This window comes from Burkholderia sp. Bp9099, assembly GCF_003857805.1.
Lineage (GTDB): Bacteria > Pseudomonadota > Gammaproteobacteria > Burkholderiales > Burkholderiaceae > Burkholderia.
This window is the reverse complement of the sequence record NZ_QTPU01000043.1, coordinates 1-15,441: the sequence shown is the minus strand read 5'-3', so window position 1 is coordinate 15,441 and position 15,441 is coordinate 1. Positions and strand designations below refer to the sequence as shown.

Genomic DNA, 15,441 nt, shown 5'->3' with positions numbered 1-15,441 from the left:
ACTCCGAAACCACACAGTGAGGCAACTTTGGAAGAACGAGAAATGAACGAGGGCAAGACAGAAACGCCGGAACATGCAAAAGAGAACGTTGCGACGACGACCGGAGGCTACGGCATTCCTGTAGGCGGCTATAGCCAAACTTCGAGTCCCGGCTATCAATCGGAAATCGCGGAGGTGAGCCATGACTGATCGCGTCACAACGTGGCCCGGATCTATTCCCCAAGAGCTGGACGTCATGCGCAACGGCAAATACGCGATGGTCGGCATCGCGAAGCTCGCTGCTGCCATGCTCGGCACTTCGACGGTCGTCAACGGATTGGCGGCGGTTCCGACGACGCCAGCGGGCCTTACTGTCAACGTGACGGCGGGTGAGATTTACTCTCTGATCAACGTCGACAGCACGGCGCAATCGTCGTTGGCTGCCGACACGACGCATCAGATTCTGAAGCAAGGCATTTCCCTCGATGCGGTCAACCTGTCGTGCCCGGCTCCGGGCACTTCCGGGCAGTCGATCAACTACCTGATCCAAGCGACGTATCAGGACAGTGACACGGACCTCAACGTGCTGCCCTACTACAATGCGTCCAATCCGACGCAGGCATGGAACGGCCCGAACAATAGCGGCACCCCGCAAGCGACGACTCGCAAGGGCATCGTTGTCCTTTCGGCCAAGGCTGGCACGGCGGCCACGACTGGTTCACAAACCACGCCAGCTGCCGATTCGGGCTACACCGGCCTGTGGGTTGTGACGGTTGCCAATGGCCAAACCACGATCACCGCAGGCAACATCGTCCAAGCGACGAACGCGCCGATCCTGCCTGCCGATCTGCTGCATTCGATCCAAGCATCTTCGCTGATCGTCGGAACCGATACGGGCGCCGCGAATGCGTGCGTCGTCAACTATACCTATCCCGTCACGGCGCTAACCGATGGCATGGTGCTGTGGTTCAAGGCCAAAGCAGCGAATACGGGCGCAACGACGCTCAATGTGAATGGCCTCGGCGCACAGCCGATTGTCGGCGGCAACCATTCTGCGCTGCAGGGCGCCGAACTCGTCGCCAACGGGAAAGCTCAGGTCGTTTGGAATGCCACACTCACCTCGTTCGTGCTGATCGAATGTACGGGGGCAGCGGTTCAAGTCGCCCCCGCCACGCAGAGCCAGCATGCGGTGCAGTTGGGGCAAAAGGGAATTTCGCGCTTCACATCCAGCGGCACTTTCACGGTGCCGGCTGCAGTCACGACAATCTATGTCAGCGGGTGTGCTGGCGGCGGTGGCGGCGCGGGAGGAGCAGGAAACAACGGCGGCCAGCCGACGTATGGCGTCGGTGGTGGCGGCGGTGGTGGCGGTGGTGCGGGCCAATCCATCATTCGCCAAGCTTTCACCGTGACGCCAGGACAAAACATTTCGATCACTATCGGAGCTGCTGGATCTGCTGGATCGGGGCAAGCTAGCACCGGCACGGCTGGCGGAAATACCGTTATCGGCTCGCTAATCACACTGCCTGGTGGCGGCGCCGGCTCGCCGGGCTCTTACCCATCCGGAAACACGGTGACTGGTGGTGGCGGCGGTGGTGGCGGCGGAAACGGCTACCCTCCCGGCCAGACAGGAAGCGATGGGAATCTAGTCGGAAACGGCGGCATGGGGGGCGGTAGCCCATTCGGCGGCGCTGGGGCGGGGAGTAAAGCGGGCACTACCACTGGTGCAATGGGCGTTGGCGCGGGTGGCTATGGCGCGGGCGGCGGCGGTGGCGGCGGAAGCTATGGAACGTCATCCGGTACCGGCGCAGGCGGCGGAGCCGGTTCTCCCGGCATAGCAATCATTGAATGGTGATCGAAATGGCGAACTACGCAATCGTTCAAAACGGGACGGTCAAGAACGTGGTCGTATGGGACGGCAATGCAGCCGAATGGCAACCCCCGAACGGCTATGAGGCAGTGCTGATCCCTGCCGATACCCCTGCAGGTATCGGCTATTCCTACGACGGAACCCAGTTCAGTCCGCCGGCATAGGCTTCAGCCAGCCGCCTTCGGGCGGCTTTCCTAAAACATATGTCGTCGCACTAATCGCGGCGAAAGGAAGATCATGATCGAGGCCTATTCGATTGGTGTCAGGCTCAAGCTGAACGACTTGGTCACGCCGCAGCTTCTGAAGCTGGCCGACGAGCTCGCCAAATATGATTCCCTGGTATTGAAAGTAAACAAACACCTGGGGGCGATGGGCGCAAGGGCAGCGGGGATTCGGAATCTCGCTGATGCGTCGAAGATGCTCGCTGCCAATATGGCGGCGATCAAGGACGCGTCGGCGCTCGCGGAAAAGAGCCTACTTGGGGTTCGCATGGCATTGCCTGCTGGCGGATTGGGTATTGAGGCCGAACTGATTGCTGCCAATGTGCAGGCGCGCTCCCTAGCGGCGACACTCACTGGAATCCGAGGTGCTGGCAGGATTCCGAACGGAGGTGGTGGCGCGCTCCCAGGCTCGGGCGGCGGCGGTCGTCATGGCGGCCGAGTTCATGGCGGCAACCTCCACGTTGGATCAAATGGCGTCGGGGTTGGCGGCATCGGCATCGGCTTGATGGGTGACGCACTCGTACCGCTCGGCGCCGCAATGGTAGCCGGATATGTCGGCAAGCAATTCTACGAAGGCGCGAAGGACTATCAGGACGCCTTCATGCGCTTCAAGTCGCTCAATTTGGGTGACAAGACGAACGCTGAGGCGAATAAATTCGCCAGCAGCGCGCGCATTGCGCCGGTCAGCAAAAGTAAGCGATTTTGAGGAACGCCACCCCATGAAGACCTACTGCGGTGCCGAGACACGCGCGGGAACCCCCTGCAAACGCTCACCACTGGCCGGAAAGCGGCGCTGTCGGTTGCACGGCGGCCTGTCGACGGGGCCGCGATCGATAGAAGGCAAGGCGAAATCCGCCGCTAACGGGCTGATGCCGAAGCGGAAGCGAACCCCATGAGAGGTTAGCAAAAGATGACTCTCAGGCCGATAAATCCGTGCGCCGGCGCGGACTTGATGCCCCGCACAAATCTGGTTTCCACTCGTGTTTCCACGGTGTGGGGGCTTTTTGAAATTAACCCCATGAAAGGCCCGCGTTTGAAACGCGACCCGACCTGACAAAACCTGACATTGAGGCAGTCGTGGCGAAAGAGAAGAAGGCACCGAAAGCGAATGTGACGAAGCCCGCGCCGGAGCGTAATCCGAACGAATATCAGATCATTCCGGAGGGCGACGATTTGCCCGTAGAGAGCGTTGCTAAGGTGGCGGCCAGCCCGATCGTTCGAGGCTCATCTGCGGCGCTCAAGTACGCTAGGCCGATCTTCGGGGAGGTCGACATTACGGCCTATACCAAGCGCGTGATCGATCAGACGGAAAAGGTTACGGCGGGTGATATGTCCTCTCTGGAGTCCACACTGACCGTCCAGGCGGGGACGCTCGACGCGATATTCAACCGGCTGGCTATCCAAGCTGCCCAGACGTCCTACGGGCCGACACAAGAAACGTTACTGCGGATGGCGCTGAAGGCTCAGGCGCAGTGCGCAAACACAATCAAGGTACTGGGCGAACTGAAGAACCCGCGATCGGTGGCATTCATCAGGCAGCAGAACAATGCGGCTGGTCATCAACAAGTGAATAACTGTGTAGCGCCTCCCGCTACTTCGCGCGTGCACGGAGAAAAGCCGTCGCAATCAAATGAACTATTGGAGCATCAGCATGGCGAATGGTTGGACGCCGGAGCGACGGGCGAAACAAGCCGAGGCAATCAAGCGGTGGAAGCCGTGGAGGCAATCCACGGGACCGCAGACCGACGAGGGTAAGGCTGTGTCATCGCAAAACGCCGTGAAGCACGGCCTGCGAGCGCGGGAATGGCTTGCGTACCAGAAGCGCATCAACGACCTGTTGCGCGCGTGCCGAGAGCGGCTAGGGCGGGTTTGAGGCTCCGCAGGTCGCCGCGTGCGGGGCCGGCTTGTTTTTGAGCATCAGACTTCCGTGAGTCCGAGCCATACACGACGGGTCACCTCCGTGACAAGAACACCATGGTTCTTAGTCACGGTCGCTGCCGCCTCGCTGGCCTTTTTTCGCACGTCCTCGGCGGTTTCGGAGCCCGACTCATAGTCGTACTCTGCGTTTGGCAAGTGATAGGTACCATTTCGACCAACGATCGTGCGGGAGAACCCCCTTTTCTTCATCGCTTCATGCAAATCGTCATAGTCAGCGTTCTCGTCGTGGAGTTCGACGCGAGTAGTAAACGAAGCCATTTCACATCCTATTTTGCGTATGGTTTTCGGCGCCCGCCACACCTCCGCCGGGAATCTCGGCGGGAATGAGACGCACAACCGCAACACTGAGACGAAATTTAGCCGTTGTGGGTGATTTGCTCTGGGACAACATTAAGGAGGGTTGCCTGATCCTGCCGGTACGAGGATCGATTCGCCTCGCAAAGCCGAACAGGCCAGCGATCCCGAACGCGCAACCAACTAAGACGGCCGCAACCATGTTAGATAGCGATGAGCAAAAGTGACGTTGCGGATTGTAGGCGGCTGCAAATTTTCCCGGTTGGGCAGTTGCTGACATCATCTTGGGGGATTTCGCCACCTTCCTTTCGTTTCGCTAGCTGCGGTCTCAGCCAGCTTAGCTAGTTCGTGGCGGATCTCGGCCATCAATCGACCGATAGGGGGCGGTTTTCGCTGCTATGCTGCAGCGGTAACGAAGAAGTAGAACCGCCGGCGGACCCGGCAAGCGAGAGACCATGAAAAGAATAGCCATTGTGGCCGTTTCTGCGGCCGTGGGGATCTTGACGGGCTGCGACGGCGCGCCGTCCACAAGCGCCGCTTCGCCGGCCGCTGATGCCCCGCGCATCGCCAGCTCCTACCTTCCGCCTGCTTCACCTCCTGAGCCGCCCAAGCCTGCGCCGCCATCACACAACTATGCGATGGAGGAAGATGGCCTGTACGGCTATCAGCCAGGCATAAGCGACGAAGAGCGCAGCCAAGGGGTGGCCACGAAAGCGCTCGTCATGATCCGCTACCGAGGCGAGAAAAACGGCACTTACGTGGTTGAAATGCCCAGTGATGCCGGCGCGGTTATGCGGATGGAGTGCAAGGTGCCCTGCGAATACGTGAAAACCAAAGTAATAGTAGGCGGCCAAGTCCTCAAAACAGAGACCGTGCCGAACGCGGCCGGCTCGCTGATGTCCGCGGTATTCGAGGATGCTTTGGGAGGCCAACTGAAGCCCTACGCCAAGCGAACTGGGTGACGCCGGTGGCATGTGGGGCTTTTGGTCGGTTACGCGGAGGATCTATGCGCCCTTTGTTCCGCATTCAAGAATGGCTGGCCGATCGCATCGGCTGGGTGCAATACCCCAAACCGAGGGTGCGAAGCCTGAGCGGGCACTCGCATGGCTGGCGGGCACGGTGGCAAGCCAGGCCGCCGATGAATCGCGCGCTGGCTCTAGTGATGCCTACGGCATGCCTGTTCGTGCCGTACATCGGGGTCTACCTCGCCATCCTCTGCGTGCTGTTCCTGTTCGCGTACTTCAGGCGGGTCTGAGGCTGCACATCGGCCGCGGGCGCCGCGCGGTTCAGCGTGTCGACGACCAGTAGCCCGCCACGCCCTCCGGCGGCTAGAACGGCCGCAGAAAGGTCGTTAATGTCGCTGACGTTGCGCAGATCCAGCGGCTGAGTGATGAATCGCAGGCGAGCGAGCAGGCCGCGCCGGATGTTGGCATCTATCTGGCGACCCACTCGCGTTTGAAACGAGGTTGGGTCGCATCACGTTTCTCGAGTTCGCGCGCTGAATTGCTGCGCGAACTCCGGTCGACCGCTTAGCAGTATAAGGCTGGACTAGACCAAACAGACAGCGTCAGATCGTCTGACTCAGTTCGGCCATCTGGAGTCATCCGTCGATAGCCACTCACCGCCGCTTGAACGGCCGGTGTGCTCTCGATCACGGACGTCATGCGGAAAGCGGAGTTAGCGGTTAATCGCGACCAAAGCGGTATTGCCTGCGCTAAAGGTAGTCACGACCACGGGCGGTGCTTCTCGTAGAGTGATTCGTATTCGGCCCATGCACGCGAGAGAGTCTCCGAGGTGTCCGGCGTGCAGACGCAAGCTTTCTCGCAGGCGAAACATGCCAATAGTATGCCGGCGCAGATAGTCAGGACGGCAGCCGGGGTCTTTTCGAGCAACGGCCGGTAGTGAACATAATGCTTGCCGTCCGCGTCCTTTGCCAGATAGTCGTCGACTGCAGAAAGGGTGGCGTGAAGCGCATGATGGGACAGGTGCCGATACAGACCGTCGTATGTTGCCAACGCTTTCCCACGGCGAGCGAATTCGTAAAAACCGATCTCCTTGGCCCCCGAGACGCGTTGAACGAACGCATCCAACGTCTCTCGATAAGGCTCGACGTTCGGATAATCCTTCGAGTTGAGCAGTGCGTTCGCATGCTTGAGCCGCATCGCATTGTCATGGCTCAGCAGCTCGTCCGGCATAACCGCGTTTTCCGCGATCGCCAGCATCACGAAGCACGTCTCGAACAGGCTCCGCGACAGAGTAAGCGATTCGATCGTCATCCCGCATTCAGTAAGCATGAGCCCAGCCTGAAAATGAGAAGCAGCACGAGCAAAGAACTGGGAGACAACGATCTGTCGCGACGCCCTAGCAAACGGCAAGAGCGCCGTGACGTCGAGCACGATGCGCATACATCGATCGCCAAACTGGAAGAGCTCGGCATGTTCCGCACGTAGCCGGCCGTGGAGAATCGAAGCGCCGTCACCCGCAAAGCCATATCGTTCGAAAGTGCTCATCTGCTAAAGAACCCGCCTTTGCGTGATGACAGTTCCTGCTGCATCAGTTCGAGCTGACTGGCGAGCGAGGTGACTTTCTCCGTCAGCCGGATCAGCGTGTCGAGTGTCGCCCGGGATCGGTCGACTGCGTTACGAGCTCGGGCATCCGCCAACTCGTCACCGGACGGAAGATAGACGTTGTCAGCGCTCTTCAGCGACTTCACCACCTCGTCCGTAAACCTCTCCGGATGGGCTCGCATGATCGTGACGAGCTCGCCAATCTCCCGGAACTCATCGGTACGCCAAGGCAGTGCCGCAACGACCTCAGGGGGCATCGAGGCCAGTTCGTCGACTCCGATCGTCATTAGGCCCATGCGGGTCGGCAGCACGAAGGCAAGCTGCCGCTGGAGTGCAGGACCGGCCTTTTTGACCACGTCCCATCCGGCACGAATCGCCTTTCCTGCGGTGTAGGCGTCGCCACCGTCGCGGAAGTCATCAGGGTTCCGCTCAAGCGCTCTGCGAACCTCAGGCAGAGCGAGAAATTCGGTTGCACATTCGGTCAGTTCAGCGTCTGGCACGCCGCCATCAATCGCCCGGCCCAGCCACTCGAAGAACGAACGGACGTCCGGCGTCGACAACGAACGCAAGAACGCCAAGCGCCGAAACTGCGGTTCCTCGGCTAAAGTCCTATATGACAGCGTTTCGCCACGTTCCGCACATATCCGAACCAACTCGGAAGAATCACCCTTTGCTTTCTCGTACAGTTGCCGCTCTGCGTCCGTCGATGCGCACAAAAATTCAAATGCGACGGACGTGTTCTCAGCGGCAGGTTTCTTAATATAGGCCGAGCGCGCAGCCCAGTACCGAACGATCGGTGCATGGTCCTCGATGGCCAGCATCACCAGCCAGTCCGGCATCGCGCCGAACACCTGGTTGGCGATCGCCTGAATGATCTGCAGCCGGCTTTCGGTCGTTAGGCTCGGCCACGCCTCCCGGACCAGATGCTCCCGCATCGGCGTAGCACGCAGTAGTTCCTCGAGGACGTTTTCACTGAGCACGTTGATCTCCTGGGTCTCATGGATTGCTATGAGCTTACCAGTTGCACGGGTGGATGATCGCGCTGGCGAGTGTGCCAGTAGAGATTGCGGCTCCCCGTGGTGCCGTAACGTTCGGTCGCACGCGTTATACGCCGCGCGCCTGTCTACTCTCACTGCCGGTCCATGCGAATGGCCGTTGTCAAATTAGGTGCCGCCACTTGGACGTTGCTCGGTTGAGTGGCGGTTATGGGTCGATCACGGCCCTTGATGAAGTGACGGCGAAGCAATCTCAGACCTGATCTGACGCTGACTGAGAGATCAGGTCTTGACTTACGCAGCTTAGCTGTGGCTGCCGCAAACCTGACAATAGTATTGCCCGAAGTGGGCGTGTATGCCCGTCGCGCCCGGGATCAAAACCTTCTTCCCCGCGGTCTCGAAACACTTGATGCAATACGGGCCTTTACCACCAAACTTGTAGCCACCATGCATGGGCTCTGGCTGCTCAGCTTCGCGTGTTTCGAGTTTCGCCGTCAGCTCGGTGTTCTTGGTCCTCAACTCCGCCATCTGCTCCTTGAGGCCAACGACTTCCAGCTTTGCGTCTGCGAGTTCGTTTTGCAGATCTGCCAGCAACATCTTGAAGTCCGCATCCTTGAGCTTCTCGTTGAGGTCTTTCAGTCGTTTGACGAGATCGAGCGAAAACTGAATCGACGATAGTGGATCTGGCATGGCGCGTCCTGTCAATTTGAGATCTAGAGCCGAGCTGTGGTGCGTCAGAGTTTTGCCGAAGCAAGCCTATTCTGACACACGAAGAGCACCAGCCTGACAGTCAGTCATGGCTCTACTCCAATCTGACGCGCACTTCAAAGGTACACCAGGTACACGGGTACACCCCTATAGGGTGGTGTACCTCCTGTACCCCTGTACGTACAGGAGATACAAACTAGTGTTGTACTGATTTGTACCTCCTGTACCTGGCCCGCTGGATAAGGCCTCGCGGGATTTCACGCCAGTACGTTACCGAGCACTGCGTCGGCGATGCGAACCATCCCCGCACCCTCATTGATCACACCAGCTGTGATCAGCTTTTTCATGGCGCGATACACGACATTGCTCTCGTAGCGCCCCGCGAAATGCTTGACCACCTCACCTTTCTTGAGGGTCGTTTTGACGGCCAGAAGGTACTCTGCTACGGCTCCCTCGACCTCGCTCCTGCGCTTGGTCGGATCGGGTTTTGCCGGCGCGTCGTTCGGCTCAATTACGCATGAGGTCGCAGGAGATCCCCACTTGGTTTCGCCCAAGGGCACTACAGTCAACCGAAAGCCGATCCTGTCGCCTTTCGTCGACAGATCGCGCTGCTTCGTGACCTCTGCGCAGCGACCGGCCGGCCCATCCGTGATCTCGATCTCGGTATCGACAGCGGCACGGATGCCGCTCCAACCGCGAGCGCCTGCAGCCACGGCCTTACCCGAATGATGGATGAGAAGGAAATGAGCCTTGCACTCGGTGCGAATGCGGTCGAATCGCTCAATCACGCGGCCCATGTCCTGCCCGGCGTTTTCGTTGGCGCCAGCGCTCATCCGCGCCAGCGTATCGCCCACGATTAGCCGCACCTTCCTTCCTCGGCTCGCCTCTAGCTGTCGCACCGTCGCGATGATTGCTTCGGTATCGCCGTCACCATCGAAAAGATTGACAGCGTTTTGGACAATTGCGAAGTTCGGCACCACTGTCTGATGGTGGCGTTGATAAGCCTGCAGACGGGCTTTCACTGATGCCGGAGACTCGGCAGCCAGATACAAGACCATGCCTGGTTCGGTTTGCCTTCCAAGCCACTCAGCGCCGCGCGCAACTGCCGCTGCCATATCGATAACAAAGAAGGTCTTTCCGCTGTTGCTATCGCCGTACAGCACGCTAGCGCCGCCGACAGTGAGCAGTCCCTGTACGAGCTCGTCAGGCGGTTCGAACGCGTCTGGCAAGTCATCGGCAAAGGCGACGCTCAACGGCAGATTGATGGGCGGAATGACGGCCGCACGCAGCAGATCCGCCAGCGCTTCGCCACCGTGATCGCGTTCATAGTCGTTGGCGTCGTAGTTCGCCGGCTTGTCAGCCGGCATCTCCACCCATGCGCCGCCAACATCGCGGGCGATAGCTTGGGCCTCCGCTTCCTTGCCCTTGTCCGCGACAATCACGATGCGCGTTGCCGGGTAACGCTCACGGAGCAGTTTCGCTACCGCACGGACCCGGCCCGAACCAAACGCCACGATGGCGGCGGCGTGATAGTCCGCTTTGGAGCACGACCAAACTTGCCCGATGCCCTCGGCAATATAGGCGGTCCCGTCCGGCACAATCTCGCCGACAACGAACAAGCCATCGCCGAACGACGCACCCGGCGCGTTCAGCTTCTTACCGCCGCCCGGTGCGGGGATGTATTGAATGGTCTGCAATGCGCCGTCAAGCGAGCGGACCGGGACAGCCAGCCAGCCGGCCACGCACTTGCCCTGAATCGTAAGGGAGGCATCAACCGGAACGACATGCAGGCCGTCAGGGTTGCCGCGCTTCGCAACGATGTACGGATGGTCTGCGGTGGCAAGGGGGTAGCCCGCAAAGGTTGCAGCAAGTCCTTGTGCGCCCTTCCCCGCGCTTTGCGGCTTCTGCATCGCACTGGACGAACGAGACGCCTGCGCGACGTCATGGCGAGGCGAAGCGGTGCTCCACCCAGCATCACGGGCCATATGAAAGAGAGTCGCGGCACCAATACCACGGCCGTTCTTGAAACTGCGCCACCTCGAGCGCACGTCCTGCTCGCCCTTGAAGTTGGGGGCGGGCCTGGACCACTCGATGAACTCGTCTTCGGTCAGTCCAGCTTCTTTTGCGGCCATACCAATGCGCACCCATTCGTCCCCGGAGCAGCCGGGGTCCAGCGAACGAAGTGCGGAGCGCGACCTATCCAGATCGCCATCAGTAGTGCTAACATAACGTGAACGTTTGAATTGTTGGTCGCCCGCCGTGGCGGCCATTTTTTTTGTCCGCATGCCGCCCCCTTACGCGAGTTTGCAGGCGTTGGCATGTTCGACGATCCATTGGGTGACGTCGCTTTCAAGCCAGGCTACGGCGCGCGCACCAATGGGGAAGTTCCGCGGGAACTTGCCGTCGGCAATAAACCTATAGATGGTAGTTCGGGAGAGGCCGGTTCTAGCCTTTACGTCGGCCAGCCGGAGAAGCTGAGGAGCGCGTGTGCGCGAAGCGGAAGGAAGGGATGAGTGTCGCCGGTCAGAGTCGGGGTCTTCGCCGCCACCGCCGTCATCATCCTCGCTGCTCGCCGCAACCGGAGCGCCTTCACCGCAAATAGCAACGTCAGAGCCGCCGATATCGGTCGGCAGATCCTTGCTGATGGTACAGTGCACTGGCTTGGTAACGTCGACGCCGTACAGGGTAGTATGTCGGCGCGATATGATATCCATCATACGTTGCGCCGCCGCACAGTACGCGTCTCGGTCACCCTTCTTGCCAAGCGGGGGAAGAAGCCGATTCATTTCAGTCATTTGATGTCTCGTAGTTGAGAGCACGGAAGCATCCGAAACAATCTCGGACACTGTGGGATTGTAAAGGAAAATTGATGCCCGTTTTTTAGGCGGCTGAGTGATGCGCATGGTTCGCCCAATCCTGCATCAGTGCGCGACGCCGATCCAGCGCGTCGCCGCGCCGGTAGGCGGCTTCGGTGGCATCGGCCACAACGTGAGCCAGCGCATGTTCTGCTAGTTCTCGAGGATGGTCCGTCGCTTCGCCGGCCCAGTCCCGGAACGTCGACCGGAAACCGTGGACCGTCAGCCCTGGGCGCATCCCGCGCAGCAGTTCCAGCATCGCCATGGAAGAAAGCGGCCGCTCCGGCTTGGTGCCCGGAAAGATCAGCTTTTCGTCCGCCCCTGGATGGAGCACCTTTAGCAGAGCGACCGCCTGCGTTGAGAGCGCAACCCGATGCGGGCGCTTTGCTTTCATGCGGACCGCGGGAATGGTCCAGACGCCAGAGCGCAGATCGATCTCACCCCAGCGCGCACCGAGGACTTCGCCGGTACGGCAGGCCGTCAGAATGGTGAACTCTAGGGCGCGCGCGCTGATGTGATCACGCTGGCGCAATTCCGCGGCGAACGACGGCAGATCCTGCCACGCGAGCGCGGGGTGATGCCGGACGCGCTGCTTCTTGGGAATCGCGGGAAGTAATGCCTGTAGATGGCCGCGCCAAGTGGCGGGGTTCTCGCCCGTCCGCAGCCCGCGCACCTTGGCGGCAGTAAGCACGGCCTCTAGTCGCTGCCTAACGCGCGTGGCGGTCTCATGCTTGGTGCTCCAGACTTCGCGCAGCACGTCCAGAACGTCCTCAGTCGTGACGCTAGCCACGTCCTTATCGCCAATCTTCGGGTAGACGTAGGTTTCAAGGGTGGCCGTCCACTGGGCTGCGTGCTTGGCATTTTTCCACGCTGCCTTCTTAGATTCGATCAGATCGGCGGCAACGCTTCGAAATGCTGTCCCGCGCCCGCGCTCGGTGGTCTTGCGCTTCTCCGCTAGTGGATCGGTCTTGTCACGCTTGAGGCCGAGTCTGGCATTGGAAGCCGAATTTACAGCTTCCGCCAGCTTCAGGTCGTCATACCGGCCAAGGCTCATTTCTCTGGCTTTGCCGGCCGTCGAATAGCGAAGCATCCAGAAGGCGGCGCCCGTCTCAGTGACGCGCAGGTAAAGGCCTGGCGCCACGCGGTGCATGCCGGTCTGTTTCCTGATAGATCTGACTTCCCGTTCGGTCAGGTTCTTAAGCGTCAAGCGAATCTCCCACAAATCATCCCACAATTTTGCACGGGATTTTGTGGGAGGGCAAGTAACTTTGTGGGACGATCAAACGCAGATGAAATCGCATGAAATCCTTTATATATAAGGATCTGTAGTGTCCCATATCATCCCAAGCAATCCCGGCTTTGAAGTAACTTGGCGGACCCTCTCTCCGCCAGAACGCAGGAAGCCCCTTGATTCCCCTGAGAAATCAAGGGGCTTTCTTTTTCCCGCCACGATGCCCCCCATCCAGCGCCTTCGCGTCACGGATGCCGAATGTAATCCACCAACGCCCGCGTATACTCATCCGGCTGCCGATCTAACAGGCTGACTGCGATCGCCACCGCGAACCCCGCCGGCACGCCGAACACGCCTGAACTGATCGGCTCGATCCCGAACCACGTCTGCCCGGCGAATCCGGTGAGCTGCGTGAAGTACGGATAAGTCGACACGATGTAGTACACGCACACCGCGAGCCCCGTCACCATCCCGGCGATCGCACCGCGCGTCGTCGTGCGTTTCCAGAACACCCCAAGCACGAGCACCGGAAAGAAACTCGACGCCGCGAGCGAAAACGCCGCCCCGACCAGAAACAGGATCTTCCCGGTATTGAGCGACGCGACATACGACGCGAACAGCGCGACACCGAGCAGCAAAACCTTCGAGATCGTCACGCGCCGCTGGCTCGACGCATCCGGCGCGACCATGCAGTAATAGACGTCGTGCGACAACGCATTCGCGATCGTCAGCAGCAACCCGTCCGCGGTCGACAGCGCTGCAGCCAGCGCACCGGCCGCGATCAGCCCCGACACGACATACGGCAGCCCCGCGATCTCCGGCGCGGCGAGCACGACCATGTCCGGCTGCATCTGGATCTCGGACCAGTGCACGATGCCGTCGCGAACCACCTCGACGACGCTGATCAGGTCCGGCTCGAAGTGATGCCACTGCGTGACCCACGCGGGCAATTCAGCGGTCGGCCGCCCGACGAGGTTGGTCAGAATCTCGTACTTGATCATCACCGCGAGCACCGGCACGCTCAGGTAGAACAGCGCGATGAAGAACAGCGTCCAGCCGACCGAGCGCCGCGCGGATGCGACCGACGTCGTCGTGTTGTAGCGCGTGAGGATGTGCGGCAGGCTCGCGGTGCCGAGCGACAGGCACAGCAACAACGCAAGGAAATTCCGCTCGCGCGGCTTGCGGTCGTCGTCGTTCGCCGCGGGAAACGGCTCGTGCATCGGCACGGGCGGCTCGGCGCGTGCCAGCAGGTCGTCGCGCGCCTGTGTCCACGTCACGCGCGCCGCCGTCGGGTCGCGCGGAAAGTCCGCCAGCTCGCGCTCGCGCTGGTTGATCTCGCGCAGCGGCCCGTTGTGGCGCCGCAGGTCCGCGAGCTGGTCGACGAGTTGCCGGCGTGCATCCGCATATGATGCGGGCAAGCGATCGAGCTGCGCCTGCACGGCCGCCGCCTGCCGGCGATACGCATCGCGCACCTGCTGCTCCTCGGCCGCGTCGCGCAGCTGCGCCTCACGCGCCGCCACGCGTTCCATCAGCTTGCCGTAATTGAACTGCGGCACCGGCCCGAGCCCGTTCTTCATCGCGATCAGCGACACGGGAATCAGGATCGCGCTGATCAGGATGATGTACTGCGCGACCTGCGTCCACGTGACCGCGCGCATTCCGCCGAGAAACGAACACACGAGAATGCCCGCGAGCCCGCAGAAGATCCCGATCGCGAAATCGACGCCGATGAAGCGCGTCGCGATCAGCCCGATCCCCTGGATCTGCGCGACCAGATAGACGAACGAGCACAGGATCGCCGCGCCGGCCGCGAGCGCGCGCACGGCGGTGCTCGAAAAGCGCGTGCCGAGGAAATCGGGAATCGTGTAGCGCGCGAGCTTGCGCACGTACGGCGCAAGCAGGAACGCAACGAGGCAGAACCCGCCGGTCCACCCCATCACGTACGCGAGCGCATCGTAGCCGGTTGCGTAGAGCGAGCCGGCAAGGCCGATGAACGACGCCGCCGACAGCCAGTCGGCCGCCGTCGCCATTCCGTTGAACGCGGATGGGACGCGCCGCCCGGCCACGTAGTATTCGACGAGATCGGACGTGCGCGACAGCAGCCCGATCACCGCATACACGGCGATCGGCACGAACAGGAACACATAGCCGATCCACACGCCGGAGCCGGTCGCGCGCTCGATCCGCCACAGCAGCAGCACGAACCCGAGAAAGCCGAGTGTGTAAAGCGCGTACGCGCGAATCAGTCGATGCGTCAGCATGGATCAGCGAGCATGGTGCGCATTGCCCGCGTGCGCGGCATGTTCGTCGTACGCGCGCCGCAGCATGCGGTCCGCGCGTTGCATCAAGCCGATGTAGACGACGATCAGCACGAGATACACGAGAATCGCGCCCTGCGCACCGACATAGAACGGCAGGCTGAAACCGGCGAAGCGAATGCCCGCGAGCGCGGGCGCGAAGAACGGCACGACGAACGACACAGTGAAGCCGATCGCCATCAGCACCAGGATCAATGCGACGTTGAAGCGCCAATAGCGCGCATGCGCACGCGCGAGCGGCTCGGGAACGGGCGGCGGCGCGGCAGGCGCCGGACGGTGCGGAACGGTCATGCCGTTATTTAGCAAAAAGCCCCTGCGCAGGCAATCGGGATTGCCGCGCAGGGGCCCGTGCGCGCAACGTGCGCAACAGGCGCGATCAGCGCACTTCGGCGAGCTGCTCGAGGATCGCCGGGTTCTCGAGCGTGGACGTGTCCTGCGTGATCGCCTCGCCCTTCGCGAGCGAGCGCA

16 protein-coding genes are annotated in these 15,441 nt (G+C 60.9%); 7 read left to right on the top strand and 9 right to left on the bottom strand.

The features are described from left to right. The first annotated feature begins 42 nt into the window (after positions 1-42). The 6 genes from DIE17_RS37635 (at position 43) to DIE17_RS33490 (ending at position 3,822) form a co-directional block, all read left to right on the top strand. Positions 43-189, top strand: coding sequence for a hypothetical protein (locus tag DIE17_RS37635; RefSeq protein ID WP_185735415.1), 147 nt, complete (start codon positions 43-45; stop codon positions 187-189). Then, positions 182-1,831 (top strand): phage tail protein, encoded by a 1,650-nt coding sequence (locus tag DIE17_RS33505; RefSeq protein WP_124921689.1) that lies wholly within the window; start codon positions 182-184, stop codon positions 1,829-1,831. The genes DIE17_RS37635 and DIE17_RS33505 overlap by 8 nt, the downstream gene beginning before the upstream one ends. Then, positions 1,825-2,010: a hypothetical protein gene (locus tag DIE17_RS33500; protein WP_124921688.1), complete on the top strand. Its 186-nt coding sequence runs from the start codon at positions 1,825-1,827 to the stop codon at positions 2,008-2,010. The genes DIE17_RS33505 and DIE17_RS33500 overlap by 7 nt, the downstream gene beginning before the upstream one ends. Before the next feature lie 73 nt (positions 2,011-2,083). Further along, positions 2,084-2,773, top strand: a complete 690-nt coding sequence (locus tag DIE17_RS33495; protein ID WP_124921687.1) for a hypothetical protein — start codon at positions 2,084-2,086, stop codon at positions 2,771-2,773. Between the two features lie 13 nt (positions 2,774-2,786). Beyond that, positions 2,787-2,963 carry an HGGxSTG domain-containing protein gene (locus DIE17_RS38350; RefSeq protein WP_311768792.1) on the top strand — a complete coding sequence of 59 codons (177 nt, stop codon included), beginning with the start codon at positions 2,787-2,789 and terminating at the stop codon, positions 2,961-2,963. A 181-nt stretch (positions 2,964-3,144) separates the two neighbouring features. After that, complete coding sequence (locus DIE17_RS33490) at positions 3,145-3,822, top strand: hypothetical protein (protein WP_260439289.1); 678 nt, start codon at positions 3,145-3,147, stop codon at positions 3,820-3,822. A gap of 162 nt (positions 3,823-3,984) precedes the next feature. Here the strand turns inward: DIE17_RS33490 and DIE17_RS33480 are convergent, their stop codons facing one another. After that, on the bottom strand, positions 3,985-4,263 hold the full coding sequence (locus DIE17_RS33480) for a DUF2622 domain-containing protein (RefSeq protein ID WP_124921685.1): 279 nt from the start codon (positions 4,261-4,263) through the stop codon (positions 3,985-3,987). 491 nt (positions 4,264-4,754) lie between these two features. Between DIE17_RS33480 and DIE17_RS33470 the strand changes: the two genes are divergently transcribed. Beyond that, positions 4,755-5,261 carry a hypothetical protein gene (locus tag DIE17_RS33470; protein WP_124921683.1) on the top strand — a complete coding sequence of 169 codons (507 nt, stop codon included), beginning with the start codon at positions 4,755-4,757 and terminating at the stop codon, positions 5,259-5,261. 762 nt (positions 5,262-6,023) lie between these two features. On the opposite strand, the gene DIE17_RS33460 is transcribed toward DIE17_RS33470, so the two are convergent. From DIE17_RS33460 to DIE17_RS33425, 8 genes are all read right to left on the bottom strand, one after another. Further along, complete coding sequence (locus DIE17_RS33460; protein WP_124921681.1) at positions 6,024-6,809, bottom strand: DUF5677 domain-containing protein; 786 nt, start codon at positions 6,807-6,809, stop codon at positions 6,024-6,026. Further along, positions 6,806-7,846 (bottom strand): hypothetical protein, encoded by a 1,041-nt coding sequence (locus DIE17_RS33455; RefSeq protein ID WP_124921680.1) that lies wholly within the window; start codon positions 7,844-7,846, stop codon positions 6,806-6,808. The genes DIE17_RS33460 and DIE17_RS33455 overlap by 4 nt, the downstream gene beginning before the upstream one ends. A 318-nt stretch (positions 7,847-8,164) precedes the next feature. Then, a complete protein-coding gene (locus DIE17_RS33450; RefSeq protein ID WP_124921679.1) occupies positions 8,165-8,551 on the bottom strand; it encodes a hypothetical protein in 387 nt (128 codons plus the stop codon). Between the two features lie 275 nt (positions 8,552-8,826). Further along, positions 8,827-10,854, bottom strand: a complete 2,028-nt coding sequence (locus DIE17_RS33445; protein ID WP_260439288.1) for an AAA family ATPase — start codon at positions 10,852-10,854, stop codon at positions 8,827-8,829. Between the two features lie 9 nt (positions 10,855-10,863). Next, positions 10,864-11,472, bottom strand: a complete 609-nt coding sequence (locus DIE17_RS33440) for a helix-turn-helix transcriptional regulator (protein ID WP_260439287.1) — start codon at positions 11,470-11,472, stop codon at positions 10,864-10,866. Next, entirely contained in the window at positions 11,450-12,631 is a 1,182-nt protein-coding gene (locus tag DIE17_RS33435) for a site-specific integrase (RefSeq protein ID WP_260439286.1), read from the bottom strand. The genes DIE17_RS33440 and DIE17_RS33435 overlap by 23 nt, the downstream gene beginning before the upstream one ends. 269 nt (positions 12,632-12,900) lie before the next feature. Continuing rightward, positions 12,901-14,916, bottom strand: coding sequence for a sodium:solute symporter family protein (locus tag DIE17_RS33430; protein ID WP_124523739.1), 2,016 nt, complete (start codon positions 14,914-14,916; stop codon positions 12,901-12,903). 3 nt (positions 14,917-14,919) lie between these two features. Continuing rightward, the gene (locus tag DIE17_RS33425) at positions 14,920-15,264 is read right to left on the bottom strand and encodes a DUF4212 domain-containing protein (protein ID WP_124489532.1); all 345 of its coding nucleotides are present in this window, start codon (positions 15,262-15,264) and stop codon (positions 14,920-14,922) included. Positions 15,265-15,441: the final 177 nt, after the last annotated feature.